This is a genomic window from Mycobacterium sp. IDUB_5, assembly GCF_055419565.1.
In genome coordinates, this window is sequence record NZ_JBVAXX010000008.1 from 249,101 (window position 1) to 269,691 (window position 20,591).

Annotated in this window: 21 protein-coding genes; 7 read left to right on the forward strand and 14 right to left on the reverse strand. The window is 69.2% G+C overall.

The genetic code is table 11. The features are described from left to right. The first annotated feature begins 45 nt into the window (after positions 1–45). The gene (locus ACZY1G_RS25640; RefSeq protein WP_463823958.1) at positions 46–1,311 is read left to right on the forward strand and encodes a flavin monoamine oxidase family protein; all 1,266 of its coding nucleotides are present in this window, start codon (positions 46–48) and stop codon (positions 1,309–1,311) included. On the opposite strand, the gene secG is transcribed toward ACZY1G_RS25640, so the two are convergent. The 5 genes from secG to ACZY1G_RS25665 all read right to left on the reverse strand — a co-directional run bounded on the left by secG (position 1,308) and on the right by ACZY1G_RS25665 (position 5,433). Then, positions 1,308–1,541 carry a preprotein translocase subunit SecG gene (gene secG, locus ACZY1G_RS25645; protein WP_046361928.1) on the reverse strand — a complete coding sequence of 78 codons (234 nt, stop codon included), beginning with the start codon at positions 1,539–1,541 and terminating at the stop codon, positions 1,308–1,310. The genes ACZY1G_RS25640 and secG overlap by 4 nt on opposite strands. A gap of 124 nt (positions 1,542–1,665) precedes the next feature. Next, positions 1,666–2,451: a triose-phosphate isomerase gene (tpiA, locus tag ACZY1G_RS25650; RefSeq protein WP_463823959.1), complete on the reverse strand. Its 786-nt coding sequence runs from the start codon at positions 2,449–2,451 to the stop codon at positions 1,666–1,668. Between the two features lies 1 nt (position 2,452). Then, on the reverse strand, positions 2,453–3,664 hold the full coding sequence (locus ACZY1G_RS25655; protein WP_463823960.1) for a phosphoglycerate kinase: 1,212 nt from the start codon (positions 3,662–3,664) through the stop codon (positions 2,453–2,455). Between the two features lie 4 nt (positions 3,665–3,668). Continuing rightward, a complete protein-coding gene (gap, locus tag ACZY1G_RS25660) occupies positions 3,669–4,691 on the reverse strand; it encodes a type I glyceraldehyde-3-phosphate dehydrogenase (protein WP_463817821.1) in 1,023 nt (340 codons plus the stop codon). A 118-nt stretch (positions 4,692–4,809) separates the two neighbouring features. Further along, positions 4,810–5,433 carry an ABC transporter substrate-binding protein gene (locus ACZY1G_RS25665; protein WP_463823961.1) on the reverse strand — a complete coding sequence of 208 codons (624 nt, stop codon included), beginning with the start codon at positions 5,431–5,433 and terminating at the stop codon, positions 4,810–4,812. 32 nt (positions 5,434–5,465) lie between these two features. On the opposite strand from ACZY1G_RS25665, the gene ACZY1G_RS25670 reads away from it, so the two are divergent. After that, positions 5,466–6,710 carry a threonine/serine exporter family protein gene (locus ACZY1G_RS25670; protein ID WP_463823962.1) on the forward strand — a complete coding sequence of 415 codons (1,245 nt, stop codon included), beginning with the start codon at positions 5,466–5,468 and terminating at the stop codon, positions 6,708–6,710. Further along, complete coding sequence (locus ACZY1G_RS25675; protein ID WP_463817818.1) at positions 6,707–7,351, forward strand: hypothetical protein; 645 nt, start codon at positions 6,707–6,709, stop codon at positions 7,349–7,351. Before ACZY1G_RS25670 ends, ACZY1G_RS25675 begins: the two co-directional genes overlap by 4 nt. A 2-nt stretch (positions 7,352–7,353) precedes the next feature. On the opposite strand, the gene whiA is transcribed toward ACZY1G_RS25675, so the two are convergent. From whiA to uvrC, 4 genes are read right to left on the reverse strand one after another with little or no spacing between them, the layout of a single operon-like run. Then, complete coding sequence (whiA, locus tag ACZY1G_RS25680; protein WP_463818040.1) at positions 7,354–8,331, reverse strand: DNA-binding protein WhiA; 978 nt, start codon at positions 8,329–8,331, stop codon at positions 7,354–7,356. Beyond that, on the reverse strand, positions 8,328–9,359 hold the full coding sequence (gene yvcK, locus ACZY1G_RS25685; protein WP_463817817.1) for a uridine diphosphate-N-acetylglucosamine-binding protein YvcK: 1,032 nt from the start codon (positions 9,357–9,359) through the stop codon (positions 8,328–8,330). The genes whiA and yvcK overlap by 4 nt, the downstream gene beginning before the upstream one ends. Next, positions 9,356–10,246, reverse strand: a complete 891-nt coding sequence (gene rapZ / locus ACZY1G_RS25690; protein ID WP_463817816.1) for an RNase adapter RapZ — start codon at positions 10,244–10,246, stop codon at positions 9,356–9,358. Before rapZ ends, yvcK begins: the two co-directional genes overlap by 4 nt. Continuing rightward, complete coding sequence (uvrC, locus tag ACZY1G_RS25695) at positions 10,243–12,363, reverse strand: excinuclease ABC subunit UvrC (protein WP_463817815.1); 2,121 nt, start codon at positions 12,361–12,363, stop codon at positions 10,243–10,245. Before uvrC ends, rapZ begins: the two co-directional genes overlap by 4 nt. Positions 12,364–12,421: 58 nt before the next feature. On the opposite strand from uvrC, the gene ACZY1G_RS25700 reads away from it, so the two are divergent. Continuing rightward, positions 12,422–14,335, forward strand: coding sequence for a gamma-glutamyltransferase family protein (locus ACZY1G_RS25700; protein ID WP_463823963.1), 1,914 nt, complete (start codon positions 12,422–12,424; stop codon positions 14,333–14,335). Here the strand turns inward: ACZY1G_RS25700 and ACZY1G_RS25705 are convergent. Genes ACZY1G_RS25705 through ACZY1G_RS25715 form a run of 3 tightly spaced genes read right to left on the reverse strand, consistent with a single transcriptional unit; the run spans position 14,316 to position 16,548 of the window. After that, positions 14,316–14,801, reverse strand: a complete 486-nt coding sequence (locus ACZY1G_RS25705) for a PH domain-containing protein (RefSeq protein ID WP_463817813.1) — start codon at positions 14,799–14,801, stop codon at positions 14,316–14,318. The two genes, ACZY1G_RS25700 and ACZY1G_RS25705, sit on opposite strands and share 20 nt — an antisense overlap. Continuing rightward, the gene (gene ribH, locus ACZY1G_RS25710) at positions 14,798–15,280 is read right to left on the reverse strand and encodes a 6,7-dimethyl-8-ribityllumazine synthase (protein WP_463823964.1); all 483 of its coding nucleotides are present in this window, start codon (positions 15,278–15,280) and stop codon (positions 14,798–14,800) included. The genes ACZY1G_RS25705 and ribH overlap by 4 nt, the downstream gene beginning before the upstream one ends. Continuing rightward, entirely contained in the window at positions 15,277–16,548 is a 1,272-nt protein-coding gene (locus ACZY1G_RS25715) for a bifunctional 3,4-dihydroxy-2-butanone-4-phosphate synthase/GTP cyclohydrolase II (protein WP_463817811.1), read from the reverse strand. Before ACZY1G_RS25715 ends, ribH begins: the two co-directional genes overlap by 4 nt. A gap of 111 nt (positions 16,549–16,659) precedes the next feature. Here ACZY1G_RS25715 and ACZY1G_RS25720 point away from each other — a divergent pair, with 111 nt between their 5' ends. Further along, positions 16,660–17,352 carry a DJ-1/PfpI family protein gene (locus tag ACZY1G_RS25720; RefSeq protein ID WP_463823965.1) on the forward strand — a complete coding sequence of 231 codons (693 nt, stop codon included), beginning with the start codon at positions 16,660–16,662 and terminating at the stop codon, positions 17,350–17,352. Here the strand turns inward: ACZY1G_RS25720 and ACZY1G_RS25725 are convergent, their stop codons facing one another. Further along, positions 17,353–17,964, reverse strand: coding sequence for a riboflavin synthase (locus ACZY1G_RS25725; protein ID WP_463817809.1), 612 nt, complete (start codon positions 17,962–17,964; stop codon positions 17,353–17,355). It lies immediately after the preceding gene. A gap of 61 nt (positions 17,965–18,025) precedes the next feature. On the opposite strand from ACZY1G_RS25725, the gene ACZY1G_RS25730 reads away from it, so the two are divergent. Together ACZY1G_RS25730 and ACZY1G_RS25735 are read left to right on the forward strand one after the other, a co-directional pair. Next, complete coding sequence (locus ACZY1G_RS25730) at positions 18,026–18,730, forward strand: LppX_LprAFG lipoprotein (RefSeq protein ID WP_463817808.1); 705 nt, start codon at positions 18,026–18,028, stop codon at positions 18,728–18,730. After that, a complete protein-coding gene (locus ACZY1G_RS25735) occupies positions 18,730–20,313 on the forward strand; it encodes an MFS transporter (protein ID WP_463823966.1) in 1,584 nt (527 codons plus the stop codon). Before ACZY1G_RS25730 ends, ACZY1G_RS25735 begins: the two co-directional genes overlap by 1 nt. Here ACZY1G_RS25735 and ACZY1G_RS25740 read toward each other — a convergent pair. Then, a complete protein-coding gene (locus tag ACZY1G_RS25740) occupies positions 20,280–20,462 on the reverse strand; it encodes a hypothetical protein (RefSeq protein ID WP_463823968.1) in 183 nt (60 codons plus the stop codon). The genes ACZY1G_RS25735 and ACZY1G_RS25740 overlap by 34 nt on opposite strands. Between the last annotated feature and the right edge of the window lie 129 nt (positions 20,463–20,591).

Consider the following 20,591-nt stretch of genomic DNA (forward strand, 5'->3'; position numbering starts at 1 on the left):
CGCAGCAACAGGGGGGCGCACGGCGAGCCACGGTAGCGTGGCTGGATGAGCGTCCCCGAAGCCGTCGCGGTCACGGAAGCCGAGGTCGTCGTCATCGGTGCGGGTCTGGCCGGCTTGCGGTGTGCGTCGGTGCTCGGCGACGCCGGGCGCGAGGTGGCTGTGTGGGAGGCCGCCGACGACGTCGGGGGCCGGATCCGGACCGACGTCGTCGACGGCTTCCGTTGCGACCGTGGCTTCCAGGTGCTCAATCCCGCCTACCCGGAACTGGACCGCTGCGTCGACGTCGCCGCACTGCAGCTGCAGCCGTTCGGCGCCGGGGTCGGGGTGCGCCGCGAACGCGGTCACGTGGTGTTGGCCCATCCGCTGCGGTCGCCGGCGCGCGTGCCGGCCATGCTGGCAGGACGCGCGGTGGCGCCGCGCGATGTGGTGGCGCTGACACGCTGGGCCCACGGTGCGCTGCGGCCGGGGCACCTCAAAAAGGGCGGCGACATGTCGCTGGCGGCCGCGCTGGACCGCAGCGGCGTCTCGAGCGAACTGCGGCGGGTGATCGACCGGTTCCTGGCTGGGGTCGTGCTCGACGACTCCGGGGCGACGTCGAACGCGTTCGCGCTGCTGCTGGTGCGTACCTTCGCGCTCGGCGTGCCGGCGCTCCCGGCCGGGGGTATGGCGGCGCTGCCCCGCCAGCTTGCCGCCCCGCTGGGTGAGCGCGTGGTCCTGCACCACCGGGTCGTCGAGATCACGCGGGCCGGCTCCGGGTGGCAGGTGCGGGCCGAGGACGGGAGTCGGGTGAAGGCCCGTGAGGTGGTGGTCGCGACCGCCGCGCCCCAGGCCGCTCAGTGGGTCAACGGCACGCCCGCCGCGATGCACGGTGTCGTCACCGACTGGTGGGCCACCGACCAGCCGTGGCACGGTCCGCCCATGCTCTGGGTGGACGGCAGGCCCGGCACGACCGGGCCGGTGGTGAACACCGCGGTCATCAGCGCGGCGGCGCCCAGCTATGCGCCGGCGGGCCGGCACCTCATCGCCGCGTCAGCTCTACTCGGTCCCGGACATCCGGAGCCGACGGAGGCACAGATGCGTGCGCACGCGGCCACGATCCTGGGGGTCCCGGGAGCGGAGTGGCAGCCGGTGATCCGGCATGTGGTGCCCGACGCCCTGCCGCCCCAGCTGCCGCCGCTGGTGGCGCGCAAGCCGGTGCGCGATGGGTCGGGGCTGTGGGTGTGCGGCGATCACCGCGACACCGCGTCGATTCAGGGAGCGTTGGTGAGCGGGCGGCGGGCAGCCGAAGGTGTGTTGCGCGCGCTGGCTTAGCTGTACTTGATCTGCAGCGCCATGCCGATGATCGAGACCACCCAGATGCCGGTGATGAACAGCGTCAACCGGTCCAGGTTCTTCTCGACCACGGTTGAGCCCGAGAGGCTGGATTGGACGCCGCCACCGAAGAGGCTGGACAGACCGCCACCCTTGGCGCGGTGCAGCAGAACCAAGAGCACGACCAGCACGCTGGTCACGACCAGGATGATCTGCAGGGCCAATTCCATGGCCGCCAGACTACAGGGCGCCGATCGCCGGCAGCCAATCACGCCCCGGCCGTGCCGAGATCGACGAAATGGCGTGCCGGTCTCGAAAGAATGCGCCCAAACGTCGGTTTGGGCGGTGTTCATGTCAGGGCAGGGGGCCGCCGGCCGCGATCGCCGAGAGCGTGGCGAACTGCTCGCCGTCGAGTGAGGCTCCACCGACCAGCGCACCGTCGACATCGCCCTGCCCGATGAGCTCGCCGATGTTCTTGGCGTTCACCGAGCCGCCGTAGAGCACACGCACCCCCGCCGCGATCTCCGCCGAGGCGAGCTCCCCCAGCTCCTTACGGATGGCGGCACACACCTCCTGCGCATCGGCGGCACTGGCCACCCGGCCCGTGCCGATCGCCCACACCGGTTCGTAGGCGATGACGGTGCCGCTGATCTGCTCGGCCGACAGCCCGGCCAGCGAGCCGCGCAGCGACGTCACGTTGAACTCGACGTGGTCGCCCGCCTCGCGCACCTCGAGCGGCTCACCGATGCAGACGATCGGAGTCAGCCCGTGCTTGAGCGCGGCCGCAGCCTTGGCGGCCACCAACGCGTCGTCCTCGTGGTGATAGGTGCGGCGCTCCGAGTGCCCGACGACGGCGAAAGAACACCCCAGCTTGGCCAGGAACGCCCCGCTGACCTCACCGGTGTAGGCGCCCGAGTCGTGCTGCGAGACGTCCTGCGCCCCGTAAGTGAGCCGCAGCTTGTCGCCGTCGACGAGCGTCTGCACGCTGCGCAGGTCGGTGAACGGCGGGATCACGGTCACGTCGACACGGTCGAAGTACTTGTCCGGCAACGAGAATGCGATCTTCTGCACCAGCGCGATCGCCTCGAAGTGGTTCAGGTTCATCTTCCAGTTGCCGGCGATCAGCGGCTTACGTGCCATATCAGGTCTCCAGGACTTCGATGCCGGGCAGTTGCTTGCCCTCAAGGTATTCCAGCGACGCGCCGCCACCGGTGGAAATGTGCGAGAAACCGTCGTCCGGCAAGCCCAGCTGACGCACTGCGGCGGCCGAGTCCCCGCCGCCGACGACACTGAACGCGCCCTTGCCGGTGGCTCCGATGATGGCCTCGGCCACCCCCCTGGTGCCTGCCGCGAACGCCGGGAACTCGAACACTCCCATCGGGCCGTTCCAGAAGATCGTCTTGGCGTTCGACAGCAGCGCGGAGAAGCGCTTCACCGACTCCGGGCCGATGTCCAGGCCCATCTTGCCGTCGGGGATCTTGTCGGCCGCCACCGTCTCGGCCGGCGAATCGGCCGCGAACTTCTCCGCCACGACGATGTCCACCGGCAGGTGCAGCACGTCGCCGTAGTCGTCGAGCAGCTTGCGGCAGGTCTCGATCATGCTCTCCTCGAGCAGTGAGCTGCCGACCGAAAGCCCTTGTGCGGCAAGGAAGGTGAAGCACATTCCGCCGCCGATGATCAGGCTGTCGGCCTTGGTGGCGAGGTTCTCGATCACGGCCAGCTTGTCCGACACCTTCGACCCGCCCAACACGACGGCGTAGGGCCGCTGCGTCGAGTCGGTGAGCTGCGCGAGCACCTTGATTTCGGTGTCGACCAGCGCGCCGGCGTAATGCGGGAGCAGCGCCGCGACGTCGTACACCGACGCCTGTTTGCGGTGCACCACACCGAAACCGTCACTGACGAACGCGCCGTCATCACCGACCAGCTCGACGAGTGCCTTGGCGAGCTTGCCGCGCTCGGCGTCGTCCTTGCTGGTCTCCCGCGCGTCGAAGCGGATGTTCTCCAGCAGCAGGATGTCGCCGTCGGTCAGGCCTTCGGCGCGCGCCAGCGCGTCACTGCCGACGACATCGCCGGCGAGTTGGACGTGGCGACCGAGCTTGTCGGCCAGTGCCGCGGCCACCGGCTTCAGCGAGAACTTCGGATCCGGTTCACCTTTGGGCCGGCCCAGGTGCGCCGTCACGACGACCTTCGCACCGGCGTCGCTGAGTGCCTTCAGCGTCGGCACCGACGCGATGATGCGGCCGGGATCGGTGATCGCGTCGCCGTCGAGGGGGACGTTCAGGTCGGAGCGCACGAGCACGCCCCTACCCGACACTCCCTCTGCGAGCAGGTCTTCGAGGGACTTGATTCCCATCGTGCTAGAGAGACTTGCCGACCAGGCCGACCAGGTCGACCAGGCGGTTCGAGTAGCCCCACTCGTTGTCGTACCAGGAGACGACCTTGGCCTGGTTGTCGATCACCTTGGTCAGACCGGCATCGAAGATCGAGCTGTGCGGATCGGTGACGATGTCACTCGAGACGATCGGTGCGTCGTAGTACTTGAGGATGCCCTTGAGCGGTCCGTCGGCGGCGGCTTTCATGGCCGCGTTGATCTCGTCGGCCGACGCCGCCTTCGCCAGCTCCGCGGTCAGGTCGGTGCACGACCCCGTCGGGATCGGCACGCGCAGCGCGTAGCCGTCGAGCTTGCCCTTCAGTTCGGGCAGCACCAGGCCGATCGCCTTCGCGGCGCCCGTCGAGGTGGGCACGATGTTCAGCGCGGCCGCGCGGGCACGGCGCAGATCCTTGTGCGGGCCGTCCTGCAGGTTCTGATCCTGGGTGTAGGCGTGCACCGTGGTCATGAGGCCCTTGACGATGCCGAACTCGTCGTTGAGCACCTTGGCCAGCGGGCCGAGGCAGTTCGTGGTGCAGGAGGCGTTGGAGATGATGTTCTGGCTGCCGTCGTACTTGTCGTCGTTGACGCCGAGCACGATCGTGATGTCCTCGTCGCTGGCGGGCGCCGAGATGATGACCTTCTTGGCGCCGGCGTCGAGGTGGCCCTGCGCCTTCGCGCGGGCGGTGAAGATGCCGGTGGACTCGACGACGACGTCCACACCCAGATCGCCCCAGGGCAGGGCGGCCGGGCCTTCCTTGACCTCGAGCGCCTTGATCTTGGTGTCGCCGACGACGATGGTGTCGTCACCTTCGAGGCTCACCTCGTAGGGCAGCCGGCCGAGAATCGAATCGAACTTCAGCAGGTGGGCCAGCGACGCGTTGTCGGTGAGGTCGTTGACCGCGATGATCTCGATGTCGGTGTTCTTGCCCGCCTGCTTCTGCGCGTCGAGTGCGCGGAAGAAGTTGCGCCCGATACGGCCGAAACCGTTCACGCCTACCCGGATCGTCACGTCAGTCTCCTACTCGGTCGAACTGCTCACAGTCGTTGCAGTGTTCGTAATCGTTCAAGTACTCGGGGCCAGCCTAGTGCGTGCGGTACACGCAGCGCGCGGTTGCCCCGCGACCGCCCTACCGCATCGCCGCGGCCTGATCGACGTAGGGATTTCCGAGCCACTTCCGGCGCAGCCGCTGCAAAGTCCCGTCCTCCTCCAGCGCGGCTTGCGCCATCTGCACGCGCGCCATCAGCGCAGTGTTTCCTGCGGCGACGGCGATTGCGATCTCGTCCACCGACAGCCCGCGTTCGACCACCTCGACGTCGGGCACATCGCGCACCAGTTCGCCCAGCACCGGCGCCAGCCCCAGCAGTGCGTCGCAGGCGCCGGAGGCCAGGTCGGCGACAGCGGCGTCGAGTCTGCCGCGGTCGTCGCGGCGCACCGTCAGCCCGCCGAGGTCGGCCGCCGACCGGACACGGGGCAGCCTGCGGGTGTTGACCGCGAGCCCCTGTCCGCTGATGACGTAGGGGGGTAGAAACGCGACGTCGTGCTCGGCGGTGACGGTCAACCCACCCAGCAGCACGTCGTGGGCGCCGGCCCGCAGCCGGTCCATCCCCTCGGCCACGTCGCCGACTGATGCGACGACGACGTCGTCGCCGAGCCCGGTCCCCAGCGCCTCGGCCAGGTCGACATCCAGACCGTCGCCTCCGCCGACGAACGGTGGGTACGGCCCGACGAGCCCGACCCGCAAAGTGCCCATGGCCCCACCGTAGGGGGTTTACTGTGCGGCCGGTGGAAGACGAAGCGACAACCCAACGGGCAACCCCGACGCTGTTCCTCGCGCGCCTGGGTGCGGCGATGATCGCCGCCGGCTACCCGATCGGGACGGTGCGCACGACGCTGGTCACCTGCGCAGAGAGTTACGGCGTCGAGGGCGAGATGCTGGTGCTGCCCAACCACATTCAGTTGAGTGGCGGCGACTCGCTGGAGATGAGCAGCGCCGAGGTCGAGGTGCGCTTCGACCAGACCTTCCCGCTGGCCGCACTCGTCGGGCAGGCCCGCCGCGGCGAGATCAGCCCGGCCGACGGCCTCGCCGAACTGGCCCGGATCGAGGCGATGGGCTCCCGCTTCGGCGCATGGGCGTTCGTGGTCGGGTACACGCTTCAGAGCGCGGCGTTCGCCCTCATCCTGCAGCCCAATCTGGTCGCGCTCGGCGCGGCCACGCTGTTCGGGTTCGGTGTCGGGGTGGCGGGCGTCCTGGCCCGTCGCAACGCACCGCTGACCCAGCTGCTTCCGGTGCTCGCCGCGTTCACCGTGGCGCTGTGCTCGTTCACGCTCGGGCGCGCGCTGCACCTGGGCGAGGGCAGTCTGCGGGCGCTGGCTCCCGCGCTGGTGATGTTCCTGCCCGGCACGGCGATCACGCTGGCGGTCATCGAACTCAGCACCCGCGACATGGTCTCGGGCTCGGCCCGCCTGATCGCCGGCGCAATGCGCTTGGCGCAGTTGGCTTTCGGCATCCTGATCGCCGCCCAGGTGGTCGGCCTCACCGCAAGTGAACTCAGCGTCGCGGTGGTGGACCGCTTCGGGCCGTGGGCGCCGTGGCTGGGCTGCGCGCTCTACGCCGTCGGCCTATTCCTCTACCACGGTCCGCCGACCCGCTTCATGGGCTGGATGCTGCTGATCCTGTTCGTCTCCTATGCCGGCCAGCTGGTCGGCAACGTGACGCTGGGCAGTTACGCCAGCGGCTTCGGCGGTGGGCTGGCGCTGGCGCTGTGCGCGCTGTTCGTGGCGCGCCGGCCCAACACGCCGTCGGCGGCGACGCTGCTGTTGCCCGGGTTCTGGCTGCTGGTGCCCGGCTCGCTGGGGTTCATCGGCGTCACCGAGTTGATCGGCGACGACAGCTCCGACGCCGTCGGGGTCACGGTGATCTCGATGATCTCCATCGCCCTCGGCATCCAGGCAGGGCTTCTGGTGTGGAGCGCGTGTCGCCAGTTGCCCGCCGCATTCGGGCGGCGAGCGCGATACTGCCGTCCATGACCGATTGGGTGATCCCGGCGATCACCGCCTCAGCCAGCCTGCTCGGCACCATGGTGGGCGGGATCGCGACCTACTGGACGGCGAAGAAGACCCACGAGCGGCAGAGTGTGCTCGAAGAGGAACGGCAACGGTTCGACCTGCTGCGGGATACGACGATCCGGTTCGTCGCCGCGATGACGGAGATCTCGGTGGCGAGCAACGGACTCAGGCAGCTCTCCGCGGAGTGGGCCGAGATGACCCGCCGGCTGGCCCGCACCACCGACCGCGACGAGTTCCTCGCGCTGGCCCGCGAGTCCGACCCGTCGATCCCGGAGACCATGGATCGGCTGGCTGTCCTGTTCCGGGTGGTGCGCGCCACCGGGGTGCTCGAAGACGACGTCAAGCGCGCGATCACATTGTTGACCGAGCTGCGGTTGGTGGCGCCCAGCGACATCGCCGACAGCGCCCAACGCGTCATCTACACCGCGTTCGCGCAGGAGATCGCCAGTGCGCTGTCACTGGAGCAGCGCAACGCGGCCACCGACGCGTTCAACGCCTCGATCAACGACTTCGTCAACCGGGTGCGCCACTACATGCATGTCGAGGACCACGAGTTCGATGCGATCGACCGGGAGTCACTCGAGCACCTGCTCGAGCGCTAGATTCAGGCGTCTTCGAGCAGATCCGGCGTGACGGCCGATTCGGTGTCCGGGATGCCGTCGATCTTCGCTTTGCGGTCTGCCATCGACAGCAGCCGCCGAATACGCCCGGCCACAGCATCTTTGGTCATCGGCGGGTCGGCGAGGCGGCCGAGCTCCTCCAACGACGCCTGCCGGTGCGCGACGCGCAGGCTGCCGGCCGCGGCCAGGTGGTCGGGCACGCTGTCGCCCAGGATCTCCAGCGCGCGCTCGACCCGCGCGGCCGCGGCCACCGCGGCGCGTGCGGACCGGCGCAGGTTCGCGTCGTCGAAGTTGGCGAGCCGGTTGGCCGTCGCGCGCACCTCGCGGCGCATGCGGCGCTCCTCCCACGTCAGTCGCGTGTCCTGGGCGCCCATCCGGGTCAGCAACGCTCCGATGGCTTCGCCGTCACGGACCACCACCCGGTCGCTGCCCCGCACCTCGCGCGCCTTGGCGCTCACGCCCAGCCTGCGGGCCGCACCGACGAGCGCCAGAGCCGCTTCGGGGCCGGGGCAGCTCACCTCCAGGGCCGAGGACCGACCCGGTTCGGTCAGCGAGCCGTGAGCGAGAAACGCTCCGCGCCAAGCGGCTTCGGCGTCGGCCACGCTTCCGCCGACCACCTGCGCTGGCAGGCCGCGCACCGGACGGCCACGCAGATCCAGCAACCCGGTCTGGCGCGCCAGCGCCTCACCGTCCTTGGCGACGCGCACCACGTAGCGGGTGCTCTTGCGGATACCGCTGGCCGAGAGCACGTGCACCACGGCGTGGTAGCCGTACAGGTCGTAGATGTCCTTGCGCAGTCGGCGCGCGATGATGCCGAGATCCACCTCGGCCTCCACGACGACGCGCCCCGACACGATGTGCAGGCCGCCGGCGAACCGCAACAGCGCGGCCACCTCGGCGCGTCGAGCGCTGACCGAATTCACCACGAGCCTGCTGAGCTCGTCTTTGACCTCGGCTGTCATCGCCACGGGTCGTCACCTCTCGGTCGGTTCACTGTCGGCGTGGGCACCGTCTGCGGTGTGCCGGTGGCTGCGGTGCCTCCTGGTGCGCCCCGTTGCAACACGCCCTCCAGCGCCGCCGCCAACCTCGCCGGGTCATGTAAAGGTGTACCAGGTCGGCACACGTCAGCGAACTCGACGCGGGCCTCGAGCATGGTCGCGGTGCGGCGCAACTGGTCGCGCTCGAGCTCGCTGGGCACCCGCGACGAATCGACGATGATGTCGTTGACCGTGAAGGTCGGCGCATGCTGCGCCAGCACGTGGATGTGCCGCTCGACGGAGAAGCCGGACGTCTCGCCGGGCTCGGCGACGAGGTTGAGCACCAGGGCGCGCCGCGCGGTGGTGCTCTGCAGAGCGGCCACCAGCTGGGGCACGAGGACGTGCGGGATCACGCTGGTGAACCACGATCCCGGCCCGAGTACCACGAGGTCGGCATCCAGGATCGCGTCGACGGCCTGACGGGTGGCCGGCGGATCGCCCGGCAGGAGCCGCACACGGCGCACCTTCCCGACCGTCGTCGCGATCGCGACCTGCCCGCGGATCGCGCGGCTGACCCGCGGGTCGGACTCCAGGCCGACGACGTCTGCCTCGATGCTCAGACCCATCGGGCACATCGGCAGCACCCGGCCTTTCACGCCCAGGATGCGTCCCAGTTCGTCGAGTGCGGCCACCGGATCGGCGAGCACCTCGTTGAGGCCGGCGAGCATCAGATTGCCGATGGGATGCCCGGCCAGCGCCCCGCTGCCCCCGAAGCGGTGCTGGATGATGGTGGCCCACAGCCGACCGTGCGGACTGTCAGATGCCAACGCCGCCAACGCCATTCGGAGGTCACCCGGCGGCACGATGTCCAGTTCGCTGCGCAACCGGCCCGACGATCCGCCGTCGTCGGCCACCGTCACGATCGCGGTGACATGAGGGGTCAGACGCCGCGCCGCAGAGAGGGTCGCATACAGCCCGTGCCCACCGCCCAGGGCGACGATGCGCACACTCATTCGCGCCCCAAGTCCCGGTGCAGGACGCGCACCGTCAGCGCCGCGTCCTGGAGCCGGTCGGCCAGGGCCTCCGCCATCGCGACGCTGCGGTGTTTCCCCCCGGTGCAGCCGATGGCCACGGTCATGTAGCGCTTCCCCTCCCGCCGGTATCCGTCGATGACGACGTCCAACAGGTGATGGTAGGAGTCGATGAAGTCCACGGCACCGGGTTGGCCGAGGACGTAGTCACGAACCTCGGGGTGCTGACCGGTGTGCGGGCGCAGCTCGTCGATCCAGTGGGGGTTGGGCAGGAATCGCACGTCCATCACGGTGTCGGCGTCCATGGGCAGCCCGTACTTGTACCCGAACGATTCGACGGTGACGTTGGTGTTGGCGACGGTTTCGGCGGCGAACGCGCGCTCGATGCTCTCCCGCAGGCCGTGCACCGACAGCGACGACGTGTCGATGACGAGATCGGCGGCTGCCCGCACCGGGGCGAGCAGCGCGCGCTCGGCCGCGATCCCCTCGGCCAGGGTCTGATTGCCCTGCAGGGGGTGGCTGCGACGATTCTGCTCGTAGCGGCGCACCAGCATGTCGTCGGACGCTTCCAGGAACACCACTCGGGGGGTGATGTTCCGCGCCGCCAACTCGCTGCGCACCCCGGCCAGGTCACCGGTGAAGCCGCGCGATCGCACATCCATCACCACGGCGAGCTGCGTGATCCGCGAACCCGCGGCCAGCCCGAGGTCGACCATCCGCGCGATCAACTCCGGCGGCAGGTTGTCGGCCACATACCAACCCAGGTCCTCGAGGACCTTGGCCGCGGTGCCGCGACCGGCGCCCGACAGGCCGGTCACCAGGACCACGTCGATTCCCGCCGATTCGCTGTGCATGCCCGCTTCTGTCATCCCGTCACCGTGCTTCGATCATGGTCGATACCCGGCGCCCCCGCCTCGTGTTCGGTGTCATGTTCAGTGTCTGTTCCCGCGTCGTGCTCAGTGTCAGGTTCGGCGTGATCTTCGGTGTCGTGTTCGGCGGCGTGTTCGGCGGCGCGTTCGGTGTCGCGTTCGGTGTCCTGCTGCTCGCCCGCCGTCACCCCCAGCGCCTCCAGCACGGCAGTCGCGGTGGCGACGCCGATGCCGGGCACGGTCGTGATCTCCTCCACCGACGCCTGACGCAGCCGCGCCAGCGAACCGAAGTGCGTCACCAGTGCCTTGCGCCGGTGCTCCCCCAGTCCCCTCACCGAATCCAACGCCGAGGCCGTCATCCGCTTCGACCGCTTGCTGCGGTGGTAGCTGATCGCGAACCGGTGCGCCTCGTCGCGGACCCGCTGCAGAAGATACAGCCCGTCGCTGTTGCGAGGCATGATCACCGGATCCGCCTCCGACGGCACCCACACCTCTTCCAGCCTCTTCGCCAGCCCGATCACGGCCACGTCGGTGACGCCGAGCTCCTCGAGCACGGCCGCGGCGGCGTTGACCTGGGGGGCGCCGCCGTCGACGACGAACAGGTTGGGCGGGTAGGCGAAACGGCGGGAGCGCCCCTCTGCGAGGAGATCGCCGGGCTGCTGGGTGTCGCGCAGGTGGCGGTGGAACCGCCGACGCGTGACCTCGGCGATCGAGGCGACGTCGTCGGAGCGCCCGTCCCCGGCGGCCTCGCGAATCGCGTAGTGCCGGTAGTCGGACTTGCGCGGCAGCCCGTCCTCGAAGACCACCAGCGAGGCCACCACGTCGGTGCCCTGCACATGACTGATGTCGACGCACTCGATGCGCAGCGGCGCATCCTCGAGCCCCAGAGCGTCTTGAATACTCTGCAGCGCAGCACTTCTCGCGGTGAAGTCCCCGGCGCGTTTGAGCTTGTGCTGGTTCAGCGCCTGCTCGGCGTTGCGCTGCACGGTCTCGGCCAGCGCGCGTTTGTCACCGCGCTGAGCGACCCGCAGCGATACGCGTGACCCGCGCAGCTGGCACAGCCACGTCTCCAGTTCAGGGGCGGTCTCGGGCAGGACCGGCACCAGCACCTCCTTGGGCACCGGATTGGTGGCCTCGTCACCGCCCTCGTCGGCGGCGCCACCGAGCGCGGCCTGGTCGCCGTAGAACTGCGTGAGGAACTGCTCGACCAGGTACTCGAGCGTGGATTCCCCAGGCTCGCCCGACTTTTCGATCACCCACCCGCGTTGGCCGCGCACCCGGCCGCCCCGCACGTGGAACACTTGCACGGCGGCTTCGAGCTCGTCGTCGGCGAACGCGACCACGTCGGCGTCGGTGCCGTCCCCGAACACGACGGCCTGCTTCTCCATCGCCCGGCGCATCGCCCCGATGTTGTCGCGCAGCCGGGCGGCGCGTTCGAAGTCCAGCGCTTCGGCGGCGGCGTTCATCTGCTGTTCCATCTCGCGGATCAGCCGATCGGTCTTGCCGGCGAGGAAGTCGCAGAAGTCACCGACGATCTGGCGGTGTTCGTCGGCGCTGACCCGTCCGACGCACGGGGCGGAGCATTTGTCGATGTAGCCGAGCAGGCAGGGCCGGCCGATCTGACTGTGCCGCTTGAACACTCCGTTCGAACACGTGCGCGCCGGGAACACCCGCGTGAGCAGGTCGAGGGTCTCCCGGATCGCCCACGCATGGGAATACGGCCCGAAGTACCGGACACCTTTGCGCCGCGGACCGCGGTACACCTTGAGCCGGGGATACTCCTCGTTGAGCGTGACGGCGAGCACCGGATAGGACTTGTCGTCGCGGTAGCGGATGTTGAACCGCGGATCGAATTCCTTGATCCAGTTGTATTCGAGCTGCAGCGCCTCCACTTCGGTGGTGACCACCGTCCACTCGACGCTCGCCGCGGTCGTCACCATCTGCCGCGTGCGCGGCGCCAACCCCGACAGATCGGCGAAGTACGAGTTGAGCCGGCTGCGCAAGCTCTTGGCTTTACCGACGTAGATGACCCGACGATGTGAATCGCGGAACCGGTAGACCCCCGGTTCCACGGGGATCGACCCGGGAGCAGGTCGGTATGTCGCGGGATCCGGCACGGACCCAGGTTACTGCGACGCCCCGACGGGGTAGAGCGAGTAGGTGGCGGTGCGGACCGTGACCTGGACCCGGGCACTGGGAGTGTTGACGGCTGCCGTGCTGGTCTGTGCCGGTTGCACCGACACCACGACGCCGGCCGCGCCCGCAGGCCCATGCGCCATCGTGACCAACGGCACCCCGCAGAGCAAGCAGAAGGGCAGCCGCGACGAGACGGCGCCGGAGACCGCGACCGGCTACCGCACCGACATGACTCCCGTGCGCACCGGCCACTACGCGGTCGCCACCGCCAACCCTCTGGCCACCCAGGCCGCCTGCGAGGTCCTCCGCGACGGCGGCACCGCGGCCGACGCGCTGGTCACCGCACAGGCCGTGCTCGGACTCGTCGAACCCCAGTCCTCGGGCATCGGTGGCGGCGGCTTCCTGCTGTACTACGACGCGTCCGCGAAATCGGTACAGGCCTACGACGGCCGTGAGATCGCCCCGGCCGCAGCCACCGAGAACTATTTGCGCTGGGTCTCCGACACCGACAGGACCGCGCCGAAACCCGATGCGCGTGCCTCGGGCCGCTCGATCGGGGTGCCCGGCATCGTGCGCATGCTGGCCGACGTGCACGCCCAGCACGGACGCACAGCGTGGCGGGACCTGTTCGGTCCCGCGGTCCGGCTCGCCGACGACGGGTTCGAAATCAGTCCGCGGCTGGCGGCCGCCATCGCCGACGCCGCTCCGAAGCTGCGGACAGACCCCGCCTCCGCCGAGTATTTTCTCGAGCCCGACGGCTCCCCGCGGTCGGTGACGAGCCGGCTGACCAATCCGGCGTATGCGAAGACACTCGGCGCGGTCGCGGTCGATCCGGCAGCGCTCTACACCGGCCCCATCGCCGAGGACATCGTGGCCGCGGCCTCCGACACCACGGGCGGGCGCACCCCGAGCCTGATGACGACCGACGACCTGGCCGGGTACCGCACCAAGATCCGCCAACCGCTGTGTACGCCGTACCGCGGCAAGCAGATCTGCGGCATGCCCCCGCCGTCGTCGGGCGGTATCGCCGTGGCCGAGACGCTCGGCGTCCTCTCGCATTTCGACATGGCTGCGCACCGGCCCACCGATCTCGATGCCAACGGCGGACGCCCCACCGTGCAGGGCGTGCACCTGATCGCCGAGGCCGAGCGGCTCGCCTACGCCGACCGCGACCGCTACGTCGCCGACACCGACTTCGTGGCGTTGCCAGGGGGTTCCCCGGACACGCTACTGGCTGCCGACTACCTCGCCGGCCGGGCGGCGCTCGTCTCCCCCGACCGCACGATGGGCACGGCCAAGCCGGGCGAGTTCGGGCTGCAGACGGCACCGGTCCCGCCCGTCCCCGAACACGGCACCAGCCACATCAGTGCGGTCGACGCACAGGGCAATGCCGCCTCGCTGACGACGACCGTCGAGTCGGCCTTCGGCTCGTTCCACATGGTCGATGGTTTCGTGTTGAACAACCAGCTCACCGACTTCTCCGCCGAACCGGTCGGTCCCGACGGCGAACCCATCGCCAACCGGGTGGAGCCGGGCAAACGGCCACGCAGCACGATGGCTCCCACTTTGGTGTTCGACACCGACCCGAGTGGGCAGCGGGGTCCGCTGTACGCGGTGGCCGGCTCACCGGGCGGTTCGACCATCATCCAGTTCGTCGTGAAAACACTTGTCGGAATGCTGGATTGGGGCCTGGACCCGCAGCAGGCCGTCTCGATGGTCGACTTCGGGGCCGCGAATTCCCCCACCACCAACGTCGGTGGCGAGCACCCGGTCATCGACATCGCCGACGACGGCCGGGGCGATCCGTTGGTGACGGGCCTGAGGAAGCTGGGCCACCAGGTCGACCTCGCCGATCAGTCCAGCGGGCTCTCGGCGATCGTGCGCGCCGGGCCCGGGTGGGTGGGCGGAGCCGATCCGCGCCGGGAGGGCGCGGTCATGGGTGACGCCGGTTGACCCCGTCAGCTCCCTGGTAGCGCTCCATCGCCGCGCGAACGCGGTCCATCGCGTCTACGGCACGCGCTTTGTCCACCGCCTGGATCGCCATCACCGCCACGTATTCGTCGTCGGGCAGGTCCAGCCGAGCCCAGCGCGCACCCGGATGGAATGACAAACCGCGCACCACGCTCCAGTCGAACACGCGGTAGCCCAACAGGTTTCGCACCGCGACACCGGCGGCCCCGACGCGCAGTCGCGGCCGCGCGAACAGGCAGACCAGGGCCCCGAACACCACCCCGAGCGCCGCGATCGCGACCTGGTCGGCAGTCTGGAAGATCACCCCGGTGGTCCCGACCTTGAGGAGCACCCCCACGATCACGTGGGCCGCGACGATCACGACAGCGGCGGCGTAGGCGAATCTCGGGGTCAGGTGCGGCTTGACCTCAACATCCCACTCCGGGACGCCCCGATCATCGGCGCTCATGACGGCGAAGCGAGCCGGCGCAGCGTCAACGCCGTCGACAGCGCGGCGGCGGCAGCCTGGGCGCCCTTGTCCTCGGCCGATTCGGGCAACCCGGCCCGGTCGAGGGCCTGGTGTTCGGTGTTGGTGGTGAGCACGCCGTTGGCCACCGGAGTCGACTCATCCAGCGACACCCGCGTCAGACCCTGAGTGACGGCATCGCACACGTAGTCGAAATGCGGTGTCTCCCCGCGGATCACGACGCCGAGCGCGACGACGGCGTCATGGGTTCTGGCCAACGCCTGCGCGACGACGGGGATCTCGATCGCGCCGAGCACCCGCGTCACGGTCGGATCGGTGACACCGGCCTCCGCGGCGGTGCGGCGAGCGCCTTCGAGCAACGCATCGCAGATGGTCTCGTGCCAGGTGCTCGCGACGATCGCCAGGGACAACCCCGACGCGTCCAGCTCCGGCATGTCGGGCACGCCTGCGGCAGGACTCATTTCGTGCCGCCGATGTCGCCGGGGAGCACCTCGTCGTAATCCTCGAGCCCGACGAGGTCATGGCCCATCCGGTCCCGCTTGGTCATCAGGTAGCGGATGTTCTCGGAGTTGGCCCGCACCGGAAGCGGCACCCGCTCGATGATGTGCAGGCCGTAGCCGTCGAGGCCGACGCGCTTGGCAGGGTTGTTGGTCAGCAGGCGCATCGAGCGCACGCCGAGGTCGACGAGGATCTGCGCGCCGGTGCCGTAGTCGCGGGCGTCGGCAGGCAGACCGAGCTTCAGGTTGGCGTCGACGGTGTCGTCGCCGGCGTCCTGCAGCTGGTAGGCCTGCAGCTTATGCATCAGCCCGATGCCGCGGCCCTCGTGGCCACGCATGTAGAGCACCACGCCGCGGCCCTCTCGCGCCACCATGGCCAGCGCGGCGTCGAGCTGTGGCCCGCAATCGCAACGTCGCGAACCGAACACGTCACCGGTCAGGCACTCCGAGTGCACGCGGACCAGAACGTCGTGTCCGTCCTCGTGAGGACCGGCAATATCGCCCCTGACCAGGGCGACGTGCTCGACCTCTTCATAGACGCTGGTGTAGCCGACGGCCCGGAACTCACCGTGCCGGGTCGGGATGCGGGCCTCGGCGACCCGCTGGACGTGCTTCTCGTGCTTGCGGCGCCACTCGATCAGGTCGGCGATCGAGATCAGCGCGAGGTCGTGTTCGTCGGCGAAGATCCGCAGCTCGTCGGTCTGGGCCATCGCGCCCTCGTCCTTCTGGCTGACGATCTCGCAGATCGTGCCGGCCGGTTGCAGGCCGGCCAGTCGGGCGAGGTCGACGGCGGCCTCGGTGTGGCCGGGGCGACGAAGCACCCCGCCATCCTTGGCGCGCAACGGGACGACGTGCCCGGGCTTGGTGAAGTCGTCGGCCACCGCGGTCGGGTCGGCGAGCAAGCGCATGGTCGTCGCCCGATCGGATGCCGAGATGCCGGTACCCACACCGTGTTTCGCGTCGACGGTGACGGTGTAGGCGGTGCCGTGCTTGTCCTGGTTGACCGCGTACATCGGCAGCAGGCCCAGCCGGTCGCAGATCTCCCCGTCGAGGGGCACACACAGGTATCCGGAGGTGTAGCGCACCATGAAGGCCACCAGCTCAGGAGTGGCCTTCTCGGCGGCGAAGATCAGATCGCCTTCGTTCTCGCGGTCTTCGTCGTCGATGACGACGACGGCCTTGCCTGCGGCGATATCGGCCACCGCCCGCTCGACCGAATCCAGCCTCGTCATCCTCACCACCTTGCCGGTTCCCGCACGAGAACCACGTATGTCCCGTTCAGTATGAACCACGCGGCAGACCGCATTATTGCCCGCCTGAGCCAGCCCGCGATACTCCCTGTCATGGCCCCCACCGACGCACTCACCATCGGAGCTGTTGTCTTCGACGACATGGACCAGATCGACCTCACAGGCCCGTACGAGGTCCTCGCGTCGTTGACGAATGTGACGTTCACCACGTACGGGCTCACCGGTCAGCCGGTTCGTGACTACCGCGGCCTGCGGCTGCTGCCCGACGCCGTGATCGAGGACGCACCTCAGCTCGACGTGCTGCTCGTGCCGGGCGGGCCTGGGCAGCAGGCCGTGATGGCGGACGAGCGGCTGATGGCCTGGTTGCGCGACCAGGCAACCGGTGCCCGATGCGTGCTGTCGGTGTGCACCGGTGCGTTGCTGCTCGGCGCCGCGGGACTGCTGCGCGGCCGCCGGGCGACCACGCACTGGGCGTCGATGGACGTGCTGCCGGTCTTCGGGGCGATTCCACGCGCCGAGCGAGTGGTGACCAACGACACCTTCGTGTTCGCGGCCGGTGTCACTGCCGGCATCGACGCCGCCCTCGTCGTGGCCGCCAAGCTGCGGGGCGTCGACGAGGCGCAGGCTACGCAGCTGACCATGCAGTATGCGCCCGAACCGCCGTTCACCGCGGGCTCACCGGACACCGCACCCGAGGCGGTGCTGCACACCGTCACCGATCGGATGGCCGCCATGCGCCAGGACCGGATCGCTACGGCCCGGCGTATAGCGGCCGAGTGGGCCTGATCAGTCGCTGTCAGAGGCCTCTTTGGCGGCCATCAACCGTTCGACGTACTTCGCGATGACGTCCACCTCGAGGTTGACCGGGGCCCCCACCTCGGCCTTCCCCAGCGTCGTCAGGTCGAGCGTGGTGGGGATCAGCGACACCTCGAACCAGTCGGGGCCCAGCCCCGACACCGTCAGCGACACCCCGTCGACGGTGACGGAGCCCTTCTCGACGATGTAGCGCGACAGCGCCTCCGGCAGCCCGATGCGGACCACCGTCCAGTGTTCCGACGGCGTGCGGGACACGATGTGACCGGTGCCGTCGACGTGGCCCTGCACGATGTGGCCGCCTAGCCGGCTGTTAACCGCTGCCGCGCGCTCGAGGTTCACCCGGGTGCCGACATCAGCGCCGCTGAGGCTCGATCTGTTCAACGTCTCGGCCATCACGTCGGCAGAGAAGGAGCCGTCGGCCAGCACGTCGACCACCGTGAGACAAACCCCGTTCACGGCGATCGAATCCCCGTGTCCGGCATCTGAAGTCACGATCGGGCCACGAATGACCAAACGTGCGGCGTCGCCGAGGTTTTCCCGACCGACGATCTCACCCAGTTCTTCGACGATTCCGGTGAACACCTGTCCAGCCTATGCCCACCGGCGGACGGTCCCCCTCCGCCGCACCCTCTACGATGCAGGCATGCAGACCCGCCTCTTGGCGCTCGTCGCCGCCCTCTTCGCTGTCGTCACCCTCATCGCGGGGTGCTCCGGCTCGTCGTCCCAGGATTCCGGGACCGACCTGCCGGACGCCACCACGTTGCTGCGGGAGTCCGCCGACACCACGAAAGCCCAGACCAGCGCGCATCTGAAGCTCGCTGTGCAGGGGCAGATCGCGGAGTTGCCGGTGGAGTCCCTCGAGGGTGATCTGACCCAGAAGCCGGCGGTGGCCGCCAAGGGAACTGCCGACATCGTGTTCCTGGGCCAGAAGCTCGAGGGAGTCCAGTTCGTGGTGTCCGACGGCGACCTGTACGCCGCGATCACCGCTGGTGGCAGCCTCTCGAACTTCGGGCCTGCCGCCGACATCTACGACGTCGCCGCGATCCTGAGCCCCGACAGCGGTCTGGCCAACGTGCTGGCGAATTTCTCCGACGCGAAGTCCGAGGGCCGCGAGACGATCGAAGGCGTCAAGACGGTCCGCATCACCGGCAATGTGCGGGCCGATGCGGTCAACAAGATCGCGCCGCAGATCGCCGCCAAGGGTCCCGTGCCAGGCACCGCGTGGGTCGCCGAGGACGGCAATCACGAGCTGATGCAGGCCCGCCTGGAACCCACCCCCGGGAACAGCGTGACGATGACGCTGTCGAAGTGGGGTGAGCCGGTGACGGTCGACAAACCGGCGGTGTGATGCACAGCACACCTGCCCCTGCGGCAAGCCGCGGTGTCGCAATCGCCGCTGGTGGCCTCGCGGTCCTGCTGGGAGCGCTCGACACCTACGTCGTCGTCTCGGTGATCCGCGACATCATGGCCGACGTCGGTATCGCCATCAACCAGATACAGCGCGTCACCCCGATCATCACCGGCTATCTGCTGGGCTACATCGCGGCGATGCCGCTTCTGGGCCGGGCCTCGGACCGGTTCGGCCGCAAGCTGCTGCTCCAGGTGAGTCTGGCTGGCTTCGCCGTCGGTTCGGTCATCACCGCGCTGTCGACTGATCTGACGATGATGGTGATCGGCCGCGCCATCCAGGGCGCCGCCAGCGGGGCTCTGCTGCCCGTGACGTTGGCACTGGCCGCAGATCTGTGGGCCAGCCGCAACCGCGCCGCGGTTCTCGGCGGCGTCGGTGCGGCCCAGGAGCTGGGCAGCGTGCTCGGCCCCCTCTACGGCGTGGCCCTGGTGGCCGCGTTCAGCCACTGGCAGGCCGTGTTCTGGGTGAACGTGCCGCTGGCCGCGGTCGCGATGGTGATGATCCATTTCAGCCTGCCGGCCGCGGACAAGGATCGGGTGAAGGAGAAGGTCGATGTCGTGGGCGGGTTGCTGCTCGCCCTCGCTCTCGGACTCGCCGTGATCGGGCTCTACAACCAGGCTCCGGACGGCAAGCAGGTGTTGCCGAGCTATGGGCTCCCCGTGCTGATCGCGGCAGCGGTCGTGGCAGCCGCGTTCTTCGCCTGGGAGAGGTTCGCCACCACCCGGCTGATCGACCCCGCTGGAGTGCGGTTCAGGCCCTTCCTGGCGGGTCTGGGCTCGTCGCTGTGTGCGGGCGCCGCACTCATGGTCACGCTGGTCAACATCGAGCTGTTCGCCCAGGGTGTGCTGGGCAAAGAACAGCAGGAGGCGGTCTTCCTGCTGGTCTGGTTCCTCGGCGCACTGCCCATCGGCGCGCTGGTGGGCGGGTGGATCGCCACGAAGGTGGGCGATCGGATCGTCGCGTTCGTCGGGCTGCTCATCGCCGGGGCCGGGTACTGGCTGGTCTCGAAGTGGACGGTCGACGTGCTGAGCGCCCACCACGACCTCGGGTTCGTGCAGCTGCCGACCTTCGACATCGACCTCGTGATCGCCGGTATCGGCCTCGGGCTCGTGATCGGCCCGCTGACCTCGGCCACCCTGCGGGTGGTGCCCGCGGCGCAGCACGGCATCGCGTCGGCCGCGGTGGTCGTGGCGCGGATGGTCGGCATGCTGATCGGCATCGCGTCGCTGTCGGCGTGGGGGCTCTACCGCTTCAACCAGTACTTCCAGGAGCGCCTGGCCGCGCTCCCCGCGCCCACCGGGGTGTCACCCGGCCAAATGCTCCTCGAGCAGGGCCGTCGCCAACTCCAGGCGACGCGGGAAGCCTATGTGCTGCAGTACGGCGAGATCTTCACGATCACCGCTGTGGTGTGTGTCGTCGGAGCCCTACTGGGATTGTTGATCAGCGCCCGCGATGAGCGGGCCGACGAGCCGGACCTCGAGCCCGGGCCTCAGCAGCGCTCGAGCCCGCGGCCCATCAGCTGAGGCTCGGCGGGGAAATCGACGTCGTCGATGTGGCGGGTGTCGTCGGCAGTTTCGTCCATGGTCAGCCCCCGCCAGGCATCGCGGATCACCGTTTTGATCGAATCCGGGGTGACCGGGCTGTAGCTGAGCCAGTCCTGCAGTGCAGTCATGCTCTATGTCCTTTGTTCGTGCTCACCATGCGCAACTCGTCGGTGAAAGCGCGATATTCCCCGTCAGTCTACCGAGGGATCCGCCAGGCCGGGCCCGCAGAACATCGCGCGCGTCGCGTGACGGCGGTT

Coding starts and splice junctions, on each gene's coding strand:
- ACZY1G_RS25640 (WP_463823958.1), top strand. CDS start 46: ATGAGCGTCCCCGAAGCCGTCGCGGTCACGGAAGCCGAGGTCGTCGTC.
- secG (WP_046361928.1), bottom strand. CDS start 1,541: ATGGAATTGGCCCTGCAGATCATCCTGGTCGTGACCAGCGTGCTGGTC.
- tpiA (WP_463823959.1), bottom strand. CDS start 2,451: ATGGCACGTAAGCCGCTGATCGCCGGCAACTGGAAGATGAACCTGAAC.
- ACZY1G_RS25655 (WP_463823960.1), bottom strand. CDS start 3,664: ATGGGAATCAAGTCCCTCGAAGACCTGCTCGCAGAGGGAGTGTCGGGT.
- ACZY1G_RS25665 (WP_463823961.1), bottom strand. CDS start 5,433: ATGGGCACTTTGCGGGTCGGGCTCGTCGGGCCGTACCCACCGTTCGTC.
- ACZY1G_RS25675 (WP_463817818.1), top strand. CDS start 6,707: ATGACCGATTGGGTGATCCCGGCGATCACCGCCTCAGCCAGCCTGCTC.
- whiA (WP_463818040.1), bottom strand. CDS start 8,331: ATGACAGCCGAGGTCAAAGACGAGCTCAGCAGGCTCGTGGTGAATTCG.
- yvcK (WP_463817817.1), bottom strand. CDS start 9,359: ATGAGTGTGCGCATCGTCGCCCTGGGCGGTGGGCACGGGCTGTATGCG.
- rapZ (WP_463817816.1), bottom strand. CDS start 10,246: ATGACAGAAGCGGGCATGCACAGCGAATCGGCGGGAATCGACGTGGTC.
- ACZY1G_RS25705 (WP_463817813.1), bottom strand. CDS start 14,801: ATGAGCGCCGATGATCGGGGCGTCCCGGAGTGGGATGTTGAGGTCAAG.
- ribH (WP_463823964.1), bottom strand. CDS start 15,280: ATGAGTCCTGCCGCAGGCGTGCCCGACATGCCGGAGCTGGACGCGTCG.
- ACZY1G_RS25715 (WP_463817811.1), bottom strand. CDS start 16,548: ATGACGAGGCTGGATTCGGTCGAGCGGGCGGTGGCCGATATCGCCGCA.
- ACZY1G_RS25720 (WP_463823965.1), top strand. CDS start 16,660: ATGGCCCCCACCGACGCACTCACCATCGGAGCTGTTGTCTTCGACGAC.
- ACZY1G_RS25730 (WP_463817808.1), top strand. CDS start 18,026: ATGCAGACCCGCCTCTTGGCGCTCGTCGCCGCCCTCTTCGCTGTCGTC.
- ACZY1G_RS25735 (WP_463823966.1), top strand. CDS start 18,730: ATGCACAGCACACCTGCCCCTGCGGCAAGCCGCGGTGTCGCAATCGCC.
- ACZY1G_RS25740 (WP_463823968.1), bottom strand. CDS start 20,462: ATGACTGCACTGCAGGACTGGCTCAGCTACAGCCCGGTCACCCCGGAT.